This is a genomic window from Nitrospina gracilis Nb-211 (assembly GCF_021845525.1).
Taxonomy (GTDB): domain Bacteria; phylum Nitrospinota; class Nitrospinia; order Nitrospinales; family Nitrospinaceae; genus Nitrospina; species Nitrospina gracilis_A.
The window spans coordinates 1,232,409-1,255,426 of record NZ_JAKJKD010000001.1 but is presented as its reverse complement, the minus strand read 5'-3'; the positions used below and the strand labels follow the sequence as shown (position 1 = coordinate 1,255,426).

General features: G+C 59.9%; 19 protein-coding genes. 9 read left to right on the top strand and 10 right to left on the bottom strand.

The window, feature by feature from the left end:
- Nucleotides 1–621: 621 nt before the first annotated feature.
- Both hisD and J2S31_RS05915 read right to left on the bottom strand, forming a co-directional pair.
- Entirely contained in the window at nt 622–1,905 is a 1,284-nt protein-coding gene (gene hisD / locus J2S31_RS05920) for a histidinol dehydrogenase (RefSeq protein WP_237098143.1), read from the bottom strand.
- A complete protein-coding gene (locus tag J2S31_RS05915) occupies nt 1,902–2,600 on the bottom strand; it encodes a TIGR04282 family arsenosugar biosynthesis glycosyltransferase (RefSeq protein ID WP_237098142.1) in 699 nt (232 codons plus the stop codon). Before J2S31_RS05915 ends, hisD begins: the two co-directional genes overlap by 4 nt.
- 47 nt (nt 2,601–2,647) lie before the next feature.
- Here J2S31_RS05915 and waaC point away from each other — a divergent pair, with 47 nt between their 5' ends.
- The 4 genes from waaC (at nt 2,648) to J2S31_RS05895 (ending at nt 6,983) form a co-directional block, all read left to right on the top strand.
- On the top strand, nt 2,648–4,345 hold the full coding sequence (gene waaC / locus J2S31_RS05910) for a lipopolysaccharide heptosyltransferase I (RefSeq protein WP_237098141.1): 1,698 nt from the start codon (nt 2,648–2,650) through the stop codon (nt 4,343–4,345).
- 13 nt (nt 4,346–4,358) lie between these two features.
- On the top strand, nt 4,359–4,556 hold the full coding sequence (locus J2S31_RS05905; protein ID WP_237098140.1) for a Trm112 family protein: 198 nt from the start codon (nt 4,359–4,361) through the stop codon (nt 4,554–4,556).
- A gap of 35 nt (nt 4,557–4,591) precedes the next feature.
- The gene (gene gcvPB, locus J2S31_RS05900) at nt 4,592–6,088 is read left to right on the top strand and encodes an aminomethyl-transferring glycine dehydrogenase subunit GcvPB (RefSeq protein WP_237098139.1); all 1,497 of its coding nucleotides are present in this window, start codon (nt 4,592–4,594) and stop codon (nt 6,086–6,088) included.
- A 109-nt stretch (nt 6,089–6,197) separates the two neighbouring features.
- Complete coding sequence (locus J2S31_RS05895) at nt 6,198–6,983, top strand: enoyl-CoA hydratase-related protein (RefSeq protein ID WP_237098138.1); 786 nt, start codon at nt 6,198–6,200, stop codon at nt 6,981–6,983.
- A gap of 3 nt (nt 6,984–6,986) precedes the next feature.
- On the opposite strand, the gene J2S31_RS05890 is transcribed toward J2S31_RS05895, so the two are convergent.
- The 4 genes from J2S31_RS05890 to sdhA all read right to left on the bottom strand — a co-directional run bounded on the left by J2S31_RS05890 (nt 6,987) and on the right by sdhA (nt 12,147).
- Nucleotides 6,987–8,543 carry an SLC13 family permease gene (locus J2S31_RS05890; RefSeq protein WP_237098137.1) on the bottom strand — a complete coding sequence of 519 codons (1,557 nt, stop codon included), beginning with the start codon at nt 8,541–8,543 and terminating at the stop codon, nt 6,987–6,989.
- 75 nt (nt 8,544–8,618) lie between these two features.
- A complete protein-coding gene (locus J2S31_RS05885; RefSeq protein ID WP_237098136.1) occupies nt 8,619–9,503 on the bottom strand; it encodes a CoB--CoM heterodisulfide reductase iron-sulfur subunit B family protein in 885 nt (294 codons plus the stop codon).
- Entirely contained in the window at nt 9,500–10,438 is a 939-nt protein-coding gene (locus J2S31_RS05880; protein WP_237098135.1) for a succinate dehydrogenase/fumarate reductase iron-sulfur subunit, read from the bottom strand. The genes J2S31_RS05885 and J2S31_RS05880 overlap by 4 nt, the downstream gene beginning before the upstream one ends.
- Nucleotides 10,438–12,147 carry a succinate dehydrogenase flavoprotein subunit gene (gene sdhA / locus J2S31_RS05875; protein WP_237098134.1) on the bottom strand — a complete coding sequence of 570 codons (1,710 nt, stop codon included), beginning with the start codon at nt 12,145–12,147 and terminating at the stop codon, nt 10,438–10,440. Before sdhA ends, J2S31_RS05880 begins: the two co-directional genes overlap by 1 nt.
- 365 nt (nt 12,148–12,512) lie before the next feature.
- On the opposite strand from sdhA, the gene J2S31_RS05870 reads away from it, so the two are divergent.
- Nucleotides 12,513–13,901: a DEAD/DEAH box helicase gene (locus J2S31_RS05870; RefSeq protein WP_237098133.1), complete on the top strand. Its 1,389-nt coding sequence runs from the start codon at nt 12,513–12,515 to the stop codon at nt 13,899–13,901.
- Between the two features lie 163 nt (nt 13,902–14,064).
- Here J2S31_RS05870 and J2S31_RS05865 read toward each other — a convergent pair whose 3' ends face one another.
- From J2S31_RS05865 to J2S31_RS05850, 4 genes are all read right to left on the bottom strand, one after another.
- Nucleotides 14,065–14,346 carry a hypothetical protein gene (locus tag J2S31_RS05865; protein ID WP_237098132.1) on the bottom strand — a complete coding sequence of 94 codons (282 nt, stop codon included), beginning with the start codon at nt 14,344–14,346 and terminating at the stop codon, nt 14,065–14,067.
- 35 nt (nt 14,347–14,381) lie between these two features.
- Complete coding sequence (ligA, locus tag J2S31_RS05860; RefSeq protein ID WP_237098131.1) at nt 14,382–16,391, bottom strand: NAD-dependent DNA ligase LigA; 2,010 nt, start codon at nt 16,389–16,391, stop codon at nt 14,382–14,384.
- 34 nt (nt 16,392–16,425) lie between these two features.
- On the bottom strand, nt 16,426–17,823 hold the full coding sequence (locus J2S31_RS05855; RefSeq protein ID WP_237098130.1) for a Do family serine endopeptidase: 1,398 nt from the start codon (nt 17,821–17,823) through the stop codon (nt 16,426–16,428).
- Between the two features lie 89 nt (nt 17,824–17,912).
- A complete protein-coding gene (locus J2S31_RS05850; RefSeq protein WP_237098129.1) occupies nt 17,913–19,388 on the bottom strand; it encodes a DegQ family serine endoprotease in 1,476 nt (491 codons plus the stop codon).
- A gap of 494 nt (nt 19,389–19,882) precedes the next feature.
- On the opposite strand from J2S31_RS05850, the gene J2S31_RS05845 reads away from it, so the two are divergent.
- The 4 genes from J2S31_RS05845 (at nt 19,883) to J2S31_RS05830 (ending at nt 23,011) form a co-directional block, all read left to right on the top strand.
- The gene (locus J2S31_RS05845; RefSeq protein WP_237098128.1) at nt 19,883–20,083 is read left to right on the top strand and encodes a DUF2065 domain-containing protein; all 201 of its coding nucleotides are present in this window, start codon (nt 19,883–19,885) and stop codon (nt 20,081–20,083) included.
- Nucleotides 20,076–20,513, top strand: coding sequence for a hypothetical protein (locus J2S31_RS05840; protein WP_237098127.1), 438 nt, complete (start codon nt 20,076–20,078; stop codon nt 20,511–20,513). Before J2S31_RS05845 ends, J2S31_RS05840 begins: the two co-directional genes overlap by 8 nt.
- A gap of 100 nt (nt 20,514–20,613) precedes the next feature.
- Entirely contained in the window at nt 20,614–21,360 is a 747-nt protein-coding gene (locus J2S31_RS05835; RefSeq protein ID WP_237098126.1) for a DnaA/Hda family protein, read from the top strand.
- Between the two features lies 1 nt (nt 21,361).
- Nucleotides 21,362–23,011, top strand: coding sequence for a fatty acid CoA ligase family protein (locus tag J2S31_RS05830; protein WP_237098125.1), 1,650 nt, complete (start codon nt 21,362–21,364; stop codon nt 23,009–23,011).
- Nucleotides 23,012–23,018: the final 7 nt, after the last annotated feature.

Genomic DNA, 23,018 nt, shown 5'->3' with positions numbered 1-23,018 from the left:
TTGAGCGGATTGCCCTCCCAGTCCTTATAAAATACGTCCTGACTCCACTCAACTTCCGGCGCACCTGAGCCTTCTTCACCGGCAGCTTCTTCGTCAGCCAGAACCTCTTTAGCAAACGCCTCCTCAGCAAAAACCTGCTCAGCAAACGCTTCCTTGGCTTGGGCCTGATCAACAAATACCGCGGGAAGAGCAAACAAGGTGAATGCCAGAACCAGTGCCAGGAACAGCACTTTGGAATTTCTAGCCTCTACGTTGAACATCGTCTAACCTCCTTAAGGAAAGATCCGGTATCCTAAAAGAATTACAATTACTTGAATAAAACTTCTATATTCAAAAACTTCTTCAATTTTCCTTATTTAAGAGCACTCCCACCCCCCGCAACAACGACAGAATCCGCCCACTGCCGAGCGGTTGCAGGATGCTTTTCTGAAACCATTTTCACGATCGCTGACCCCCAAGCGCCCCCCTAAGTGCCTGTTTTCAATAACCTTTATATAATAAGGCCTTAGGGTATCCAAGGGCTCTTGGACATAATAAGACGCCGATTTTTAACATGGCTACCGGGGGTTGTCAAGGAAATTCTAGTTTTTTGTTTTTAAGGGTTTCCGGGGATTAAACGGGTCATGAAATCCGGATTTTCACGGCTCGGGAATGGGCCTCCAGGTTCTCCATTTCGGCCAGCGAACAACAGGCCCGAGCCACCTTCCCCAGTTCTTCCTTATTATAGGAAATCAGGCTGGTGCGCTTGATGAAGTCGTACACGCCCAAAGGTGAAGAAAACCGTGCGGTTCCGCTGGTAGGAAGCACGTGGTTGGGGCCGGCCAGGTAGTCGCCGATGGCTTCCGGCGTGTAATGCCCCAGAAACACGGCGCCTGCGTTGTGGATCCGCTTCACCAGCTCGTGCGGATTGTCCACCGCCAGCTCCAGGTGTTCAGGAGCCACGCGGTTGGCCAGGTCCACCGCCTCGTCCAGGGTGCGGGTGACGATCAGTTGGCACTTGTTGTCCAGCGACGCATCGACGATCCCCTTCCGCTCCAACTCCTCCTTCTGCCGGTTGAGCTCATCGCGGGTGGCCTCGGCCAGCGCCTCAGACGGCGTCACCAGGATCGGCACGGCGTCTTCGTCGTGCTCCGCCTGCGACAGCAGGTCGGCGGCGATGAAATCGGCGCGCGCCGTGTCGTCGGCCAAAACCAGAATCTCGCTCGGTCCGGCGATCATGTCGATATCGACCAACCCGAACACCAGCCGCTTGGCGAGGGCCACATAAATGTTGCCCGGACCGACGATTTTATCGACTCGCGGAATGGTGGCGGTGCCCAGCGCCAGGGCGGCGACGGCCTGCGCCCCGCCCACCTTATAGATTTCGTCCACTCCGGCAATGTCCGCCGCCACCAGGCAGTGCGGGCTCACCTCCCCGCGCGGCGTGGGGCTGACCATGATGACGCGCTTCACCCCGGCCACCCGCGCCGGAATCACGTTCATCAGCACGGAAGATGGATACGACGCCTTGCCGCCCGGCACATACACGCCCACGGTTTCCAGCGGGCGAATCATCTGCCCGAGATACACTTCGCCTTCCTTATACTCCCACGAGTGCTGAACCTGCTTCTGGTGGTAACGCTCGATGTTGTCCGCCGCCAGCTTGAGCGCCTCCAGTTCATCCAACTGAACGGCGTCGTAGGCTTGCTGGATTTCTTCCTCCGTTACGCGCAGGTCCTCCACGCTGTAATCGGTCTGGTCGAACTGGTTGGTGAGCGCGACCACCGCATCGTCGCCTTCTTTTTTCACGCGTTCGATGATGCTGCGCACGGCTTCGTCCTGGGTGGAGAAGTCCACGTCGCAACGGTTCACCAGCCGCTCGATTTCTTCCCGGTAGTCGGGTTCGGAATATTTCAATAGCCTCATACGGCAGATTCCCAGTTCAGGTTCAATTGTTGAAGAAAGCGTAAGGTGTCGGCGTGTTCCTCAAGCCCGGTATGCTGAAGGTATTCCAGATGAGTTTTGAGAAACCGCAGATCCTCGGGGCGATCGACATCATACCACACGGGCAGAAGCAACAACGTGGCGCCGGACTGCTTCACCCGCTCCAGGGTGGCGGTCAGAACATGCTCGGACCCCCACTCGACGTCCTCGAACACATCGGTCACTTTGCGGTGCATGCCGATCAGGTAATAGCCGCCGTCGGTGCACGGTCCCAGCGTCATGTCGCGATCGGTGTCCAATGCCTGCCGGATATACGATACGGGCAGGGTCGGGCTGTCGGAACCGATGATCACCACCGTCTCGTAGCCTTCGGCGAAGCGTTGTTCGAACGCATTGCGCATGCGTTCCCCCAAGTGCCCGCCTTCCTGCTCGAACAGACGCACCCGTCCCGACTTCTCCACCGCGTCAAAAAATCCGGACCGGTGCGATGGGTGGATGCCGACAAACCGGTCCACCCCCTCCACCGCGCACACGTTGCGCACGCTGTCCGCGAGAATGTGACGGTACAGGTGGCAGGCGGTGTCGGCGTCCAGCCAGGGTTGCAGACGGGTTTTCACCTTTCCCGCCTGCGGGTCCTTGGCAAACAAAATGAGCGCCTGCCGACTGGAAACTCCCACTTCTTAAGGCCTTTCGGAACTGACAAAAGAATTGACTCCCTCCAGCAATGCCCATAGACTTGGAAACCGTTGAAACGCAACACGAATTGGACGCGCTGATGGAATTTGAAATCGCGGTATTGTACTGGATCAAGCAGAATTTGCAATTTTCAACATTGGATTCCTGGGTTGTCGTCCTGAACGACAAACGGGTCTATCTGCTTCCCGGTCTGGTGACCGCGGGTTCCTTGATTTATTTCAAAAAAGCAAAAGGCCTGTATTATGTATTGACGGCGGCGGTGACGGTCCTGCTCACCGATTTTCTGGTCCACGAGGTGTTGAAACCCATGTTTGCACGGCCCCGGCCCTGCCACGACTTGGAGTTTTTGAAGCCGCTGATCTACTGCTCAAACTCATATTCTTTTCCCTCGTCGCAGGGGGCCAACCTGTTCGCCTTCGCCACCATCACCGCCTGTTATTTCCGCCGCGCCTCAGTGCCGGTGTTTCTGTTTGCACTGGCCGGATGCTTCAGCAAACTGTACCAGGGAGTGCATTATCCCAGCGACGTGCTGGCGGGGATGGTTGTGGGAACGGTCATGGCTTTTTCCATATACAAAATCGCACCGAAAAACTGGAACCTGGCCTCGGAAGTCCTGCCGCTCAACGGACCGGGCTGGAACATCCGGCGCATCCTTCTGGTCCGGTTGAGTTCTCTGGGAGACGTGGTGCACACCCTGCCTGCGCTCCGCGCCCTGCGCCAGACCTTTCCCGACGCGCACATCACCTGGGTGGTGGAAGAAAAGTTTTCGGCCGTTCTCGACGGCAACCCCGACCTGAATGAGGTGTTGGTGGTGCGCACCCGCGAATGGCGGAAAAACCTCACTCCCGCCACGCTTAAAGAGATGCGGTCGTTTTACCGCGAACTGCGCGGACGCAACTTCGACCTTGCCATCGACATCCAGGGCCTCATCAAGACCGGCGTGCTGACCGCGCTTTCCGGCGCACCGCTCCGCGTCGGCTTCGACCGCACCGACTGCCGCGAGCAGTGGAACGCGCTGTTCACCAATATCAAGGTCCCGGCGGTGGGTCGCACCATTCACGTTGTCGATAAAAACCTGTCTATGATCCGCGCGCTCGGCGCACAGGACCTGCCACAGGAGTTTGTGGTGCGGATTCCCGAAGCGGCACAGAACCAGGCACAGGAATTTTTCGACAAACATCCGGACCTGGGCTCACACCCGGTGGTGGTGCTCCATTCCGGCGTCGGCTACAAAACCAAGCAGTGGGAACTGGAACGATTTGCCCGGCTGGGCGACCGTATTTCCAGCGAGCTCGGGGCCAGCATCCTGCTCACCTGGGGCCCGGGAGAAAAGGATAAGGTGGACCGCCTGTCGTCACACATGACCCAGCCGCACTGGGTGGCGCCGCCCAGCAGTCTGCACCAGAGCATGGCACTGTTCGACCGCGCCAGCCTGTTCGTCGGCGGCGACACCGGCACCCTGCATCTGTGCGTGGCGCTGGGGATTCCCACTGTGTCCTTGTTTGGACCCACCGATCCTGTTTATAATGGACCCTACGGCTCGCCGCACCAGGTGATCGTCAAAAAACTGCATTGCAGTTTCTGCTACAAGCGAACGTGCCCCACCCACAACGAATGCATGGACGGCATAACGGTTGACGAAGTCTTCGAAACGGTGCGCACCTGCCTGAACGGCAGTTCCCATCCGGCCCCACCCCGGACCCAGAACAGAATCAAGGTGGACTGAACCCGGAAAACTCATGGCATTTGATAAAGAATTACTCGATTTTCTCGTCTGCCCCCAGTGCAAGGGGGACCTGCAACTGTCCGCGCCGGAAGACGGCCTGCTCTGCGCAACCTGCAAACTGAAATACCCCATCCGCGACGGCATCCCCATCATGCTGTTGAACGAAGCGGAGGACACAGGCAAGACGGACGACATCCAGCCATCGAACTGACAACCCGCAACAGCAATACCAGAATAAGGAATCTCATGGCACACGTGGAAGAAAACAAAATCGGAATCAAAGGACTGGTGTTCGAAGAGCCCCCGGTGTTCGAGCTGGGCTCCCCCGGGCGCAGAGCGTACTCTCTTCCCACCAGCACCATTCCGGAAGTGGAACTGCAAACCCTTCTGCCGCCAGAGGAACTCCGCGACCCCATCGAGCACCTGCCGGAGTTGTCGGAGCTCGACGTGGTGCGCCACTACACGCGCCTGTCGCAGTGGAATTTCAGCATCGACAGCGCGTTCTATCCGCTCGGCTCGTGCACCATGAAGTACAACCCGAAGATCAACGAGGACATGGCGCGGCTTGCGGGATTCGCGCAGAATCATCCCTACACGCCGGAAGCGCTGTCGCAGGGAAGCCTGCGCCTGCTGCACGAACTCCAGGAGTTTCTGCAGGAAGTCAGCGGCATGGACGCGGTCAGCCTGCAACCCGCCGCCGGCGCGCACGGCGAGATGACCGGCATGCTCACCATCCGCGCCTACCACCAGGCGAAAGGCAACCAGCGGAGCAAGGTGCTGATGCCCGACTCGGCGCACGGCACCAATCCCGCCAGTTGCACATTGTGCGGATACGACGTCGTGCACATCCCCTCCAACGCGGAGGGATTGATCGACATCGACAAACTGCGCAAGCTGATGGACGAGGACACCGCCGCCATCATGCTCACCAATCCCAACACGCTGGGCATGTTCGAAAAAGATATTCTGGAAATCACCGAGATCGTGCACGGCAAGGGCGGCCTGGTCTATTGCGACGGTGCCAACCTCAACGCGTTGATGGGGGTCAGCAAGGTGGCGGACATGGGCGTGGACGTGCTCCACTTCAACCTGCACAAAACCTTCTCCACCCCGCACGGCGGAGGCGGACCGGGAGCCGGACCCGTCGGCGTCAAAAAGATTCTCGAACCGTACCTGCCGGTGCCGCGCATCGTGAACAACAATGGCAACTTCGCGCTCGACTACGACCATCCGGAAAGCGTCGGCAAGGTGCGCGCCTTCTACGGCAACTTCGGCATCCTGCTCCGCGCGTATGTCTATATCCGCACACTCGGACCCGACGGCCTGCGCCAGGCGTGCGAGTCGGCGGTGCTGAACGCCAACTACATCAAGGCCCGGCTCAAGGACACGTACTTCCTGCCCTACCCCGGCCCCAGCCTGCACGAGTGCGTGTTCAACGACAAACACCAGCTCAAGCAGAACGTGAAGACGATGGACATCGCCAAGGCGCTCATCGACAAGGGATTCCACCCGCCCACGGTGTACTTCCCGCTGATCGTCAAGGGTGCGCTGATGGTGGAACCGACGGAGACGGAGTCGAAAGAGACGCTCGACCAGTTCATCCAGGCGATGAAAGAGATCGCAAAGCAGGCGGAGAACGATGCGGAAAGTTTCCACGACGCGCCGTACCTGTCCAAGGTGTCGCGCCCCGACGAAGCCCGCGCCGCGCGCCATCCCAAACTGCGTTGGAAACCTGCGTCCTGAAACAGGACCTCCGGCCTTTCCTGCCCCCAACGCGCTCTTCCGTTTTTAATACCCGCCGTCTGCTATATAATGAAATTGCGCATTCACGCCACCCTTTGAGGAGGTGCTCATGAACGACACCACGCATCTGTCGCAGGTGGTCGAAGACGGCACCGCCGTCCTGACCCTCCACCATCCCCCGGTCAACGCCCTCAGCCAATCGGTGCTCGACGAGTTGGCCTGCCGTATCCAGCACATCGCGGGCGACTTCAACATCTGCACCGTCGTCATCCACAGCGCGCTACCCAAATTCTTTTCCGCCGGGGCGAACATCCGCGAACTCGCCGCCATCCGCAATTCGAAAGAAGGACGCGCCTACGCCGAACGCGGCCAGGCGGTCCTGCACCAGATCGAGCATCTGCCGAAACCGGTCATCGCCGCCATCGACGGCGTCTGCCTGGGCGGCGGACTGGAACTGGCGTTGGCCTGTCCCCTGCGCATCGCCACCACCGCCTCGCGGCTGGGACTGCCGGAGGTGAACCTGGGCCTGCTTCCCGGTTTCGGCGGCACGGTGCGCCTGTCGCGCATCCTGGGGGTGACGCAGGCGATGAACATGATTCTCCTGGCGAAGGAAATCGACGGCGCGGAGGCGTCGCGCCTTGGCATCGTGCACCAGGTGGTGAAACCCGGTGCGGCGCTGGAAACGGCGCTCGATCTGGCACGCCAGATGCAATCGAAAAGCAAGGGATCGGTCAACGCCATCCTCGCCACCCTGCTTCCGCGCGACGACGAGTTGGAAAAACACGCGTTCGAAAAAGAAGCGCGCCTGTTCGGTGCGCGTTTCGATACGGAAGATGCGAAGGAAGGCATCCGCGCGTTCCTGGAAAAACGCGTGCCGAAGTTCACCGGGCGGTGAGGCTCAGCCGATCCACCCTTGCACCACCCACACCATCCAGAACGTCACCAGCACCGCTCCCACCAGATTGAGGAAGAAACCGGCCTTCGCCATTTTGGGAATGGTCACCCAGTCGCTTCCGAACACGATGGCGTTGGGCGGCGTCGCCACCGGCATCATGAAGGCGAACGACGCCGACAGCGTGACCGGGATCATGAGCAGGAGAGGATGGTACGGCATGGCCGACGCGGCCCCGGCGATGACGGGCAGGATCATGGTCGCCGTCGCGGTGTTGGAGGTGAACTCGGTGAGAAACGTGATGCCGAGGCACAAAACGAGAACCAGTCCCCAGAGAGAAAGCACGCCGTTGGTCGCCGCGATGCGCTCACCGATCCACAGGTCGAGCCCGGTTTCGCGGAATCCCGCCGCCAGCGCAAAGCCGCCGCCAAACAACAGCAGGATGCCCCACGGCACCCCCTCCTGCACGGTTTTCCAGTCGAGCGCAAAATACTGGCGCCGCTCGTCCAGCATCATGCCGCCGGGGTAGCCGATGGGCGCGATCAGAAGAATCAGCCCCATCGCCATCGCCACCGTCGCATCATGAAGATAAAACGCCCACGGAAACGCTTCCGACCAGCCGGGGATGCGGAGCGCGCCCACTGCGATCGGCTTGCGAAAAATCCACAGGAAAGCGGTGCAGACAAACACCGTGCCGACGAATTTTTCGGCACGGCTCATGGGTCCGAGCGATTCCAGTTCGCGATCGATGACACCCTTCGTGCCACCCTCCACCCGTAGCTGAAAAACCGACACGCCCGCCGCGAACCGGCACAGGTACAACCACACCAGTGGCAGGAACACGATGACCACCGGCAGGGCGTAGCCCATCCAGCCGGTGAAGGTGATGTCCGGCTCCTCGGGAAAGCTGTTCTTGTAGAACCCGGCAAAGACAATATTGGGCGGCGTGCCGATGAGCGTCCCCACCCCGCCGATGCTTGCTGAATACGCAAGCCCCAGCATCAGCACCAGGCCGAACTGTTTTTTGATGACCTCCGGATCGACAGCGCTACCGTCACGCGCTCGCGTTTGCGCCGCGATCTGTTGCACCACCGCCATGCCGACGGGAAGCATCATCATGGTGGTCGCTGTGTTGGAGATCCACATGGAAAGAAACGCCGTCGCCACCATGAAGCCGAGCACAATGCGGCTGGGACTGCCGCCAATGGCACGGATGATGACCAGCGCGATGCGTTTGTGCAGGTTCCAACGCTCCATGGCCAAGGCGATCATGAACCCGCCGAGGAACAGGAAAACGAGGTGGTTGGCGTAGTGCGGGGCAACGTCCTTGCTGGGCAGGATGCCGATCAGGGGATACAGCACGAGGGGAATGAGCGCCGTGGCCGGGATGGGGATGGCCTCGCCAACCCATAAGACGGCCATGAGGATCGTCACCGCCGCCATTTTCTGCGCGTCGGCGGTGAGTCCAGCCAGGGGCGGGCTGACCACAAGCAGGCCGAACAGGAACAGGCCCCCTGCCATCAACGCCAGCTTTTTGCGGATCAGGAATTTTTCCGTAAACATCGCACACCCAGTGTAACAGGGCGTGCGAATCTCTCAAATCGGATATTTAAATGTATAGATTTTGGAGGGGCCCGATCAGGCGTGCTGTTTGAGGATGTGGTCGATGCCCGCGGTGGAGACGATGTGCGTGTCCATGCCGATCTCCTCCGGCGAGAAACCGAGCGCCAGCGCCACCAACTGCGGCAGGTGCAGGATGGGCATCACGTATCCCGCCTCGCGCAGACTGTCGATCTCCGGCTGGTAGGAGTCGAGGCTCAGGTGACACAAGGGACAACCGGTGACGACCACGTCCGCGCCCTGCTGGGCGGCGTCGATGAGCGCGTTGCCCGCCATTTCGTGCGAGGCTTCCTTGTTCATCATGATGATGGGGAAACCGCAACACTTGATGCGCTTGTCGTAGTACACCGGCGTCGCGCCGAGGATTTCGAACAGCTCTTCGAGTTCGGTCGGGTTGTCCGGGTCGTCGTACTCGGACAGTTCCGACGGGCGCAGGACGTAACAGCCGTAAAACGCCGCCGCCTTGAGGCCGGTGAGCGGACGCTTGATCTTCTCGCGCAGGCGCTGCTTGCCTTCCTCGGTGGCAAGGATGTTGGAGAAGTGCTTGATCTGGATCTTGTCGCCCTGGTACTGGTGGCCGCCTTCTTTCAGGATGTAGTTGATGCGGTCCTTGTATTCGCCGCCGTCGTTCAGGTTGCACTCGGATTTTTTCAGGTTGCCCTGGCAGGTGGAGCAGATGGTGATGAGATCCAGTCCCTGCTCTTCCGCGATGGCGAACGTGCGCGCGTTGAGCGCGTCGGTGAGGGTCGGATTCTTTTCCGAGAGCACACCCGCGCCACAGCAGGCGGCGCTTTTCATTTCCACGAAGTCGATACCCAGCGCCTGGGCGGATTTCGTCGTGGCCAGCATCAACTCGCGGGTTGCGCCTTTCGACACGCACCCGGTGAACAGTGCAAACTTCATTCTCCCAACTCCTCGAAGATACGCTTCACGTCTTTCTGGTCATCGATGGAACGATGGATGATCGGCGGCACCTTGCCCTTGAGCACCATGCGCAGGCCGACGGGCAGAAGGTCCATGAGGCCCTTGATGTTGAAGTAGCCGACCGACTCAACGGGCAGAGTGTTCTCATTCAACCGCCCGCTGTGCTTGATCGATTTGGCGAACGACAACGCATGCCGCGCGCCGTTGTTGTTGGTCACGCCTTCGTCCAGCGCCACCTTCATCAATTCTTTAATCCGGTAAAATGGCCGCGCCGGTTTCGGACAGCGCTCGACGCATTCCGCGCAGTGGGTGCAGTCCCAGATGCCGCCCGGCTTGCTGAGTTCCTTGATGCGTTCCTTCCTCGCCTGGTCGCGCGAGTCATCCACGAAGCGCTGGGCCTTGGCCAGCGCCGCCGGACCGAGGAAGTTGTCATCCACCTCCAGCATGTTGCAGTCGGAGTAGCAGTTGCCGCACATGATGCAGGTGCTGGTGTCGTCGAGCAGTTTGAACTGCTCCGGACTCATGCGGTGTTCTTTTTCCGGCGGCTTGCTGCTGTTTTCCAGGTACGGCTTGACCGCGTCGATCTTGTCCCAGAACGGCTTGAAGTCCACCACCAGGTCCTTGATCGGTTTCATGTTGCCGAGCGGTTCGATGGTGATCTTGCCGTCTTTCAAAAGGTGCGCGGCCTGGCGCTGGCAGGCGAGCACGGCACGTCCGTTCGCCTTCATGCCACAGGAGCCGCAGATGGCGCTCCGGCACGACATGCGGTAGGTCAGCGTGCCGTCCATGTTCCACTTGATGTGGTTCATGCAATCCAGCAGGGTCGCCCCTTCCGGGAAATCGTATTCGAATTCCTCATAATACGGTTCGGCCTGTTTTTCCGGATTGAACCGCTTGATGCGAAAAGTAGCCATCAGTACGTTCTTTCCTTCGGTTGAAAACGGGTGATAACGACCGGCTTGGTTTTCAGATCCAGCCCGCCGTTCTGCGAATAAACCAGTGTGTGGTGCAGGTATTTTTCGTCGTCGCGTTTGGGGAAGTCGGTGCGGTAATGGCCGCCGCGGCTTTCTTTCCGGTTCAACGCGGCGGTGGCGATGATCTCCGCCATCATCAACATGTTGCCCAGTTCGATGATCTCATACAACTCGGAATTGAAGACCTTGCCCTTGTCGGTGACTTTTCCCTTTTTGAACCGCACCTGCAGGGCCCGCATGGACTCGACGCATTCCTTCAGGTTTTCTTCACTGCGGAACACACCGCACAGGCGCATCATGGTCTGTTTCATTTCATTCCGGACATCATTGTAGCTTTCCGTGCCTTCACGTTGGAAGATTTCCTCAATGGATTTCAACACCCGGGCTTTTTCCTGCCCTTCGTTGACTTTGTCAAACGCCGCCCCACGGCCGTATTCCAGCGCCGCGCGACCCGCACGTTCTCCAAAGACGGTGGCATCCAGAAGGGAATTGGTGCCGAGCCGGTTGGCCCCATGAACGGAGACGCAGGCGCACTCGCCCGCGGCGAAGAACCCTTCCACTGGCGTGCTGTCGCCATCGCGCACCACCTGTCCGTGGATGTTCGTCGGGATGCCGCCCATCGAGTAATGCGCCGACGGCTGGATCGGCAACGGATCCTTCACGCAATCGACGCCGATGAAATCAATGCCCAACTGCCGGATCTGCGGCAGGCGTTCCATGATGCGTTTTTCGCCGAGGTGCCGCAGGTCGAGGTGGATGAAATCCTCGCCGTTGACGCCGCGACCCTCGTCGATTTCGCTCTGCTCGGCGCGCGCCACGATATCGCGCGGCGCCAGTTCCATGCGTGACGGCGCATATTTTTCCATGAAGCGCTCGCCCTTGCCGTTGAGCAGGAATCCCCCCTCTCCCCGTGCTGCTTCCGAAAACAGAATGCCCTGCCGCCACAATCCGGACGGATGAAACTGCACGAACTCCGGATCTTCCAGAGGCAGTCCCGCGCGGATGGCGGCGATGGCCCCGTCCGCCGTGCTGGCGAAGGCGTTGGTGGTGATCTGAAACACACGGCCGTAACCGCCGGTGGCCATGATGACCGCTTTGGCCTGGATCACTTCCACCTCGCCCGTGCGGATGTCGCTGACCACCACGCCCTGGCAACGGTTGTCCTGGATGATCAGCTCATGGAAGTACCACTCGGAATAAATCTTGATCGACTTGCTGTTTTTGAGAACCTGTTCGTGCAGGGCGTGCAGGATGGCGTGGCCGGTGCGGTCGGCAGAGAAACAGGCGCGCGGTTTGGAGTGCCCGCCGAAACTGCGCTGGGCGATGCGCCCGTCTTCCATCCGGCTGAACACGCAACCGAAATGCTCCAGTTCATAGATCACGCGGGAAGCGGACTTGCAATACTCCTCCACCGCATCCTGGTCGTTCAGGTAATCACCGCCTTTGACGGTGTCGAACATGTGCTCTTCCCAGGAATCATCCTCGGAGTTGGCCAGTGCGGCGGCAATGCCCCCCTGCGCCGCACCACTGTGGGAGCGCGAAGGATAGACCTTGCTGAGAATGCCGACATCCAGTTCCTTGCACACTTCCAGGGCGGCACGCATGCCTGCCAGTCCCGCCCCCACTATCAATACGTCGTGCTTAATCAATCGCCACCTGCTTGGTTTGAAAAAGAGTTAACTGGTTGATTTATCTAGAATTCATAGCGCTGTCCGGCCTTAAAACGGGCCCGGCGGGGGTGCCCCCGGCGAAGTATTCCATTGGCGAGATGTGTCGCAACCTGTCAGGGAAGCCGTTAAAATAGAAGGGGCATTGAACCACCAACCCGAAGGGGTTGTCAAGAAAAATGAGGTAATGGTTTGCAAACCCCAATAGGTGGTATATACTAGCGCAACTTGTAAAAAATCAATACCTCGTGCCGAAGTCCGCAATCTGCGGAACATCCAGAAATCGATCCTGTGCGGGCCGCCTAACCGGCCTCCTCCACTGGTGAACCGGAAGACAAACTACCACTATGGAACAAGTTGAATTTGAAAGCCTCCTCCTGCCTGAGGAGGTCATGCAGGGAATCCGCAGTGCGGGGTTCAAACACTGCACTCCCATCCAGGCCAAAACCCTTCCCCACGCCCTCGAGGGCAAAGACGTCGCCGGACAGGCGCAGACCGGCACCGGCAAAACCGCCGCGTTTCTGATCGCGCTGTTCACCAAACTGTTGCGGACGCCGAAGCCCGAACAGAAAGGCAACACCTGGGTCGCGCCGCGGGGACTCGTCATCGCGCCGACGCGCGAACTCGCCATCCAGATCGAACGCGACGCCAAGGAGCTGGGCCAGCACACCGGTTTCCGCACCGTTTGCATCTACGGTGGAGTGGATTATGACAAACAGAGGGAAGAGATCAGAAAGGGCGTGGACCTGCTCATCGTCACTCCGGGCCGCCTGATCGATTTTTACAAGCAGAAATTCTTCAGCCTGAAATCCGTCGAGGTGCTGGTCATCGACGAAGCCGACCGCATGTTCGACATGGGTTTCATCAAGGACCTGCGCTACATCCTGCGCAACATCTCGCCTTACAACAAACGCCAGTCGATGCTGTTCTCGGCGACACTCAACCACCGCGTCATGGAACTGTGCTACGAGCACATGAATGACCCCATCCCCGTGCGCATCGAGCCGGAAAAGCTGGTGGTGGACGAGGTGGATCAGAAAATGTACCACGTCGGCTCGCACGAGAAGTTCAGCCTGCTCCTCGGCCTGCTCAAGCAGGAACAGGGCGACAAGGTGATCATCTTCACCAATACCAAGGCGGAGGCGGAAAACCTCGAGTTGCGCCTGCAACACAATGGCTACAACGCCGCACAGATTTCCGGCGATCTGCCGCAGAAAAAACGCATCAAGACGCTGGAGCGGTTCACCGAAGGTGAGCTCGATATCCTGATTGCGACCGACGTCGCGTCGCGCGGACTGCACATCGACGACATCACGCACGTCATCAACTACGACCTGCCGCAGGACCCGGAGGACTACATCCATCGCATCGGACGCACGGCGCGAGCGGGCAAACGCGGCGACGCCATCAGCCTCGCCTGCGAGGAATACGTGGACAACCTGGTGCGCATTGAAGAGACATTGACCACGAAAATTCCCGTCGAGTGGCCGGAAGAGGAACTGTTCGAGGAAGAGCGTCCGGGCACCCCGCCCCGGCGCAAGCCGAGACCGTTCGGGCAGAGACGCCCCGGCGGCGGCTCCGGTCCGGCCCGCAACGGCCGCCCTCCGCGCGGTTCGGGAGGAGGACGCGGCGGCAGTGGTGGTGGAGGTGGTGGTGGCAACCGGTCACGCGGCCGCAGACCATCCGGCCCCCGGCGCCGAAGCGGTCCCAAACCCTCCAGCTCCTCGACCAGCTGAGTCATTCCTTTTTTCCTCACCACTCCCACGTTCAAATTCAGTTCGGATCCGATTCCTGCATAGAGCACTTAAACCCTCCCCTCCTTCTCAAGGAGGGGATCAAGAGGAAGTCACCAATGACTGCTCCTCAGTTCTCTTATGGGAAACGAAAGAATGGCTGTCCTCACCTGCCGGAAGAAAATATTTTCGAGATCAGAGAAATGAAAACCCCCGGCACGCAACCGATGTCGAGGAACAGGGGGGCGAGGTACAGTTTGTGAAGAATGGGGACAGGGAGTGTGAGGAATCCGATCAAGCCGAAGATGCCGCCGAGGAAGGGAACGCCGGAGCCGACTTTTTCTTTACGGATCACGCCTTTATAAAACACCGCCGCATTGACCACTGCGAACAGCAGGAACAATCCTATAAGCAACCCGCCACCGATCCACGGTTTCCATTCGTCCATACCCAGAACTCCTGGTAACGGTTTCCCTTAACGGTTCACTTCCCCTTCAACAGTTTTTCAAACGCGGCTTCATCCAGCACGGCGACGCCGAGTTTTTTCGCCTTGTCGAGTTTACTTCCCGGGTCCGCACCCGCCACCACGTAATCGGTTTTCTGCGACACGCTGGACGTCACCCGCCCGCCGGCCTTGTGGATGAGCGCCTTCGCCTCCTCGCGCGTGTGGTTCTCCAGCGTCCCCGTCAGCACGAACTGCTTGCCGGAAAGCGCACCGTCGCCTGCCACCTCCGCGCGCTCTTCTTCCATCACCACGCCCATATCTTTTAAGTGCGCGATCTCTTTTTTGTTTTTGTCCTCGTCGAAAAACTGGCGCAGGCTCTCGGCGATCTTCGGGCCGATCTCGTCGATCGACTCCAAATCTTCAAAGCTCGCCTTCTCCAGCGCGTCCATGGTGTGAAACGTGTTGGCCAGCACCTGCGCCACGCGCTGGCCGACGAAGCGGATGCCCAGCGCATGGATGAGGCGGCTCAGGCCCGCCCGCCTGCTCTTTTCGATGGCGTCGATCAGGTTCTGCGCCGACTTCTCGGCGAAGCGTTCGAGGTTCTTCACTTCCTCGTGTTCGAGCGTGTAGAGATCGGACACCGTCTTCACCCGGCCGGAGTTGACCAGTTGTTCCACCACCGCCGTGCCCAGGTGATCGATGTCCATCGCGTCGCGCGACGCGAAGTGCAACAGGTGTTCCTTCAACTGCGCCGGGCACGAGGCGTTGACGCACCGCCACGCCGCCTCGCCTTCCTGCCGCACGATCGGCGTATCGCATTCGGGACAGGTTTTGGGCATGGTGTATGGCTTGCCGCGTTTCGATCCTTCCGGCGTCACCACGCGCACGACTTTCGGGATGATCTCCCCGGCCTTGACGATGATCACGTCGTCGCCGACACGCACGTCGAGGCGCTTGATCTCGTCTTCGTTATGAAGCGTGGCGCGTTTTACCGTGGTGCCCGCCACCAGCACCGGCTCCAGCTCCGCCACCGGCGTGATGGCCCCCGTCCGCCCCACCTGCACATTGATGGCGTTCACTTTCGTCTGCGCTTCCTCCGCCTCGTACTTGTACGCCACCGCCCAGCGCGGGTGCTTGGCGGTATAGCCCAGTTTGTTCTGCGACTTGATGCGGTTGACCTTGATGACCAGCCCGTCCACGTCGTAATCCAGGGTCCGGCGTTTTTCCTGCCAGCGGTCGATGAGTTTCCGCACCGCGTCGAAATTTTTGCACAGTTCGGTGTGCGGGTTGATGCGAAAGCCGAGTTGCTTGAGAGTCTGCAACGCTTCGTAATGCGTGTCGAACGCCGGGCCTTCGAGGTGCCCGACGCTGTACACCCAGATGCGGAGCGGCCGCTCGGCGGTGATGGACGGATCGAGCAGGCGCACGGACCCGGCGGCGGCGTTGCGCGGATTGGCAAACGGCGTCTCGCCGCGTTCCTCGCGCGCGGAATTGAGTTTTTTAAAACCGGTATGATCCATGTATACCTCGCCGCGCACTTCGAGGTATTTGTGTTTCAGCTTGGACGTATCGAGGGTGAGCGGCACCGAGCGGAGGGTTTTGAGGTTGGCGGTGACGTCCTCGCCCACCTTGCCGTCGCCGCGCGTCGCGCCCTGCACGAAGCGGCCGTTGTCGTAGGCGAGGGTCACGCCCAGGCCGTCGATCTTGAGTTCCACCACGTACTCGACCTCTTCCGTGCCCAGCGTTTTGCACACGCGTTGATGAAAGTCCTCGACCTCCTCGACGTTGTACGTGTTGTCGAGGCTCATCATCGGCACCTTGTGCTCGACGGGATCGAACTTCTCCGACGCCTTGCCGCCGACCCGTTGCGTCGGCGAGTCCGGCGTCACCAGTTCCGGGTGTTTTGCCTCCAGCTCTTTCAGCCGGTCAAGCAGGCGGTCGTATTCGCGGTCGCTGATCTCCGGTTGGTCGAGCACATAGTACAAATGGTCGTGGTGGTGGATTTCGCGGCGGAGCTGTTCGATTTCTTTTTCGATCTTGGAAGCCATCGGAGGCGTGCGGGATTGGGTTGGATTTGCGAACTCAGGGAAGCTCCAGGTTCAGGGTGACATAATACCCGGACTGGCCGCGTTGCACGAGCAGTAATACGGAAGAATGTTTGCGCGCCTCGATGAGCGCCTCGTTGAAACTCGCCTGATCCGTCACCACCACCTGGTTGACCTGCCGGATGACATCGCCGGGACGGATGCCGATCTGGTACGTCTCGCTGTTGCGCCGTACGCTGACGATCACCACGCCCTGCGACGTGGCCAGGCGGAAGCGCTGGCGCAGGTCCGGCGTGATGCCGCGCACCTCAATGCCCAGTCCCTCCTTGGCGAACTGCAACGCGGCGCTGTCCGGTATCCTCACCACATCCAGGCGCAGTCGGGCGTCACGTCCGGCGCGGCGGTAGGTGACCTCCATGCTGTCGCCGACGGTGTACGATGTCAGCTTGCGTTTGAAGTCGGCCTTGTCCAGCAGTTCGTGGCCATCGATGGCGGTAAGCACGTCGCCGGGTTTCAATCCCACGCGGCTCGCGGGGCTGTTCTCGAACACCTGCGTGACCAGCGCACCGCGGGTGTGTTCCATCGCAAACTGGCGCGCCAGCATCGGGGTCAGGTCCTGCACGGCGACGCCGATCCAGCCGCGGAACACCTCGCCGAACTCGATGAGGTCCTCGACGATGCGTCGTGCGGTATCAATGGGAATGGCGAAGCCGATGCCCTGCGCGTCCTGAAAGATGGCGGTGTTGATGCCGATCAGCTCGCCGTTGATATTGAGCAGGGGCCCGCCGCTGTTGCCGGGATTGATCGACGCGTCCACCTGGATGAAGTCGTTGTAGATTTCCCGTTCACCGGCATGGATGGTGCGGTCGAGTGCGCTGATGATGCCGGAGGTGACGGTGTGCTTGAGGCCGAACGGGTTGCCGATGGCGATGACCGTCTCGCCGATCATGAGGTCGTGCGAGCGACCCATCTTCACGTACGGCAGGGGCTGGTCGGAGTCGATCTTGATCACCGCGAGATCGGACTTGAGGTCCGCGCCGATCAGCTTCGCGTCAAACTCGCGGTTGTCGATGAGCGTCACCTGGATGCGCACGGCCTTGGCGATGACGTGTTCGTTGGTCAGGATGTAGCCGTCCGGGTGGATGAGCACGCCGGAACCGAGACTGCGGCGCTGTGATCCCTGCGAGTTGAACTGGCGGAAGAAAGGATCGAGCAGGCCGTTTCCGAAAAAATCACGGAAGGGATTTTTGACTTGAGGAGGAGCTTCTTCGGTGAAAATGTTGACGACGGCGGGTCCGACCTGCTGGACCGCCTCGACCACCGGAGTGCGGCGGGGAAAAGGCTCCGCATGCGAAACTGAAGTCCTGACCGATCCACCAGCCAGCACGATCGCACCCAGCAGGCAAACGGCACGAACCCATCCGTTTATCATCATGATTCGTCAGGCGAGAAAAACCATACGGAGCGGGAGGGGCCCCTGCCCCGCCGCTCCGTATGTGATTGTGGAAAGTGAGATCCGCTGGATCAGTTCAGCTTCACCGCGATGTAGATCGTGGTGCCGCCGCGTTTGACCAGCATCAGCGCCGTGTCTCCGGATTTCAAACCGCGGACCGCCGCCTGATAGTCCTGGGTGTTGGCCACCGGCTTGCGGTTGACCTCGGTGATGATATCGCCGCGGCGCAGGCCCGCCTCGCCGCCGGACTCGCCCGGCGTGACGTCGGACACCAGAACGCCATCGGTCGATTCCAGTTCCATGCTCTGCATCAACTCGGGCGTGATGTCCTGCGTCTGGATGCCGAGCGGATCCAAAGCCGCCAACTTGGTCTCTTCATCTTTCAGGACCTCGATGGTGACGGAGATGTTCATTTCCTTGCCATCGCGGATGACTTTCACGTTGACCGCTTCACCCGGAGGCGTAGCGGCGACGATCTTCGGCAGGCTTTCCATCGTTTCCACTTTTTCCTTGCCGAACTGAATGATCACGTCTCCACGCTTGATGCCCGCCTGGTCCGCCGGGCCGCCGGGAATGACATCGCCCACCAGCGCGCCTTCAAACGAACTCAGGTTAAAGGAGTCCTTGAGCTCCGGCGTGATTTTCTGAATCATCACGCCCAGCCAGCCGCGGGTGACGGCGCCCTTTTCCTTGAGGTCGGGCAAAATGGCTTTCACCATGTTGATGGGGATGGCGAAACCGATGCCCACGTTGCCGCCCGTGCTACCGGAAATGATGGCGGTGTTCATGCCGATCACCTGGCCCTTGATGTTGAGCAGAGGCCCGCCGCTGTTGCCGGGATTGATGGATGCGTCGGTCTGGATGAATTCGTCATAAGGGCCGGAGCCGATGGCGCGGTCTTTCGCGCTGACCACGCCCACGGTCACCGTGTGGCTGAGGCCGAAGGGATTGCCGATCGCCATCACCCACTCGCCGACTTCCAGTTTGTCGGAGTCGCCGAATTCGAGGTGGGGGAACTTGACCTTGTCTTTGCCATCCAGAACCAGCTTGATGAGCGCGATGTCGGTTTTGGGATCACTGCCCACCAGGGTGGCTTCGTATTCCTTTTCGATGGCGCCGCCATCGTCGATATTGACCAGAATCTCATCCGCACCCTGCACTACGTGGTAGTTGGTGAGGACCAGGCCTTCGGGACTGATGATGAAACCCGAGCCCATGCCCCGGCGCGGTTGCGGGTCCTGCTGACCGAAGAAGCGGTCATAAAAATCCTGGAACGGCTCGCGCGGCTCACCGCGAAACTGAGGTCCCCGAGGCGTCCGCGAACTCATCTGCGCCTTCCCCCGGATGCTGATGTTGACCACAGCCGGATTTTTTTCCTTGGCGATTTCCACGAATATGTTGCTTCCCAGCGGCATGTTCTGACTGCTGAGGGCATAGGCGGGGTTCACCAGGCTGACGCCTGCCATCGGACCGGTGAAAGTCGCGGAAAACGTCCACAGAAATACCAGGAAGCTGACGGCGGAAACTCTTTTCAACTGATTAAGCATTGGGAATCCTCGTTATAAAACCGTGTGGGCAATGGTTTGGAAAGCCGGGCGGGTTAGGCGCGCCCGTGCCCCATTGTCGGATAAAAGCGTGATCAAAACCTGCGGTCAACAATCCTTGGTACGTTCTCAGGGGGGCACATCGACCGCAACATTCAACCCAGATGAATGCGGGAATCCGGAAAAACCTGTTTCAGGATTGGTCAAAAATCATCGACTTGCACTAAATTATATAATGTCCATTTCTGCATTTACAACTCAAAATCCGGCGGTTTTATCCTATTGATTCAATTACATATTGACTCATGACGGCGGATCAAAGATAATCAAAAACGACTATCGGCGGGGCATCTCCGGGGGATGTCCCGACAGACCCGCAACCTGATAGCCAACCGTTTTGAAATCGGGGCGGCCTCCCCTTGCATCCGCAACGCACGAGAGGCGCCCATCCTTGCCCCAACCATGACGAGACAGGAACTCCCCACGGTGAACACGCCATGAGTCTGTTCCTCACCGCCATCGGACTGATGATGATTTTTGAAGGCATCCCCTATTTCTGTTTTCCGGACCAAGTCAAAGCCCTGGCAGAAAAAATTCCATCCATCGAAAACGGTGTGCTTCGGGGATTGGGGTTCGTCATCATCATCCTGGGACTGGTCGTCGTTTATTTTGGGAGGTTAATGTATTCCAATGACTGAATCGATCCAACGCACCGTTGCCGCCGCTCTCATTTTCGCCCTGTTTGGTTTCTCCGGTTGCGCGGACACTCCGAAAAAAACCGGCGACTCCGCACCGGAACAATCTCCGCCCCCTTCGGTGGCCATGCAGTTTCCCAATGTCCCGCTTCCGAAAGGCATCGAGCTGGACCGGGGCAAAACGTTTATCTACGAATCGGGAAGCGGCAACATCAAGGTGGGACGGCTGGTATTCTCCGTCTGGAACAAGGCCGAGGACGTGGTCGATTATTTCCGCACGGAGATGGTCCAGAACGGTTGGACCCCTTTGCAGATCGTGGAGCACGACACGCGCACCATGCTCTACCAGCGTAAGGGGCAGGTCTGCACCGTCAGCGTGACGCCATCTCACCTTGGCAAGACGCACATCGAAATCCAAATCGGCCCGAAATAAACATCCCGGCATCCCGGCGGGTGCGGTTACATTCATGAGGCGGTCCCGCGCCCGATTCGTTTTCTGCGGAGGGGTTCCGGGACCTTGAGGCAACCGGTCCATGTCTCGTCAGGATTCCAACAGCCGACAACGCATTCTCAACTTTCCCGTTCATCCGGAATACACCTTCGACAACTTCATCGTCTCCCGGGAGTCCGAGTTTGCGTGGACCACGGCGCGGCAGTTTGCCCTGCCGGAAGCCATTCCTGCCCAGAGCCTGTTCATCGCCGGTGCCACGGGCCTCGGCAAAACCCACCTGCTGATGGCCACCGGCAATCTCGCCTCGGAAACGCAGTCGGCCCTCTATGTACACTGCGACGATTTCCTCACCACCGTCGCCGCGGGGGAAGAATCCGCCGCAACGGCACTGGCTCCACTGGAATCGGTTGACCTGTTGCTGATGGACGACATGGACCGCATCGCCGGACATCCGGCGGCGCAGGAAAGACTGTACCTGATTTACAACACACTGCGCGAACGCGGCAAACGCATCGTCTTTGCCGGGCGCACGCCGCCCAACCGCCTGCCCGATACGGAACGCTATCTGAGTTCGCGCTTCCAGTGGGGCGTGACGGCCGAACTCGGTCCCATCGACGATGCCACCACGGCGCGGCTGGTGCCCAAACTCGCACAGGATATGGGGCTGGAGATTCCAGACAAGATCACGCACTATCTGCTCACACGCCTGCCACGCGACTTTTCGTCGATCAAGAACGCCGTCACCCGCATCAACGCCGAATCCCTGGCGCGCCAACAAAAGGTCACCCTGCCCCTGGTGAAAGCGGCGCTGGGCCTGGAGGACGCGTGAGATGACCGCCCCCTCCGTAGAAAACATCGCCAGCCTGCTCGACAACCTGGCCGCGACCATCCCCAACCGCGACGCGATGGTGATGCCGCGCGCCAACAGTTGCCGCAGAATCACCTTCCACCAACTGCAACGGGAAACGCACCGGCTGGCCGACGGATTGCGCCGCACCGGATTCGTCCACGGAGACCGGGTGCTGGTGATGGTGCCGTTCGGCATCGAATTCGTCACGCTCACCTTCGCGCTGTTCCGCATTGGCGCGGTGCCGGTACTGATCGATCCCGGCCTCGACCGCAAGCAGGTGCTGACCGGCATCGAAAATGTCGCGCCGACCGGGTTCATCGGCGTGCCCAAGGCGCACCTCGCCCGCCTGACTTACAGAAAACGTTTCCGCTCCGTGGAGCGTCTGGTCACCGTGGGCCGACGCTGGTTCTGGGGAGGCTTCACGCTCCGCTCCGTGCGAGCGTTCGGACGGCGCGATCCCGTTCCCGTCGCGACCCAGCCGGACGACGCGGCGGCGATCCTGTTCACCAGCGGCAGTACGGGGCCGCCCAAGGGCGTGCTCTACACGCACCGCATGTTTGCCCTGCAGGTGGACAAAATCAAACAACTCTATGGGATCTCGGTCGGCGAAGTGGACCTGCCGACGTTCCCGTTATTCGGCCTGTTCGGTGTGGGCCTCGGCATGACCTGCATTCTGCCGGACATGGACCCCACCCGCCCGGCAAAGGTGAACCCGGAAAACATCCTCGGCCCCATAAAACAATTCAACATCACCAGCAGTTTCGGCTCGCCCGCGCTGTGGGACACGGTGACGCGGTATTGCATCGAACACGGCAAGAAACTGGATTCGCTGAAGCGCGTCCTGATTGCGGGGGCGCCGGTGCCGGGTTCCCTGCTGGAACGCTTTGACCGTATTTTAAATCATGATGCGAAAGTGCATACACCCTACGGTGCGACGGAAGCCCTGCCGGTGTGTTCGATCGAGCGCCGCGAAGTGGTGGACGAAACCTGGCCGCGCACGCAGGAAGGCGCGGGCACCTGCGTCGGCAAGCCGGTGGAAGGAGTGGAGCTGAAAATCCTCAATATCACCGACGATCCCATTCCAGAATGGAACGCCTCGCTGGAAGCACCCGCCGGCTGTATCGGCGAGATCGCAGTCACGGGGCCCTGGGTCACACGTGAGTATGTGGCGCTGGACAAGGCCAACCGCCAATCAAAAATCAAGGACGGCGACCGCACCTGGCACCGCATGGGCGATGTCGGCTATCTGGATGAACAGGGACGTTTGTGGTTCTGCGGCAGGAAGAGTCACCGTGTGCTGACGAATGAAGGGCCCCTGTTCACCATCGTGTGCGAAGCCGTGTTCAACCGCCACCCGCAGGTGAAGCGTTCGGCGCTGGTGGGTGTGGGTGAGGGAGGTCAGCAGGTTCCGGTCATCATCGTCGAACTTCATGATCCGGAATCCGCAAAAGACCCGACGGTGAAGACCCGTCTGCTTGCGGAACTTCTGGCGCTGGGCGCGGGCCACGCGGCGACGAAGTCCATCGGCGCGGTGCTGTTTCATCCCGCATTTCCCGTGGACATCCGTCACAACGCCAAGATCCGTCGTGAAGCGCTGGCGCAATGGGCGGCGGCCAGGCTGATGGGTTGAAATAAGG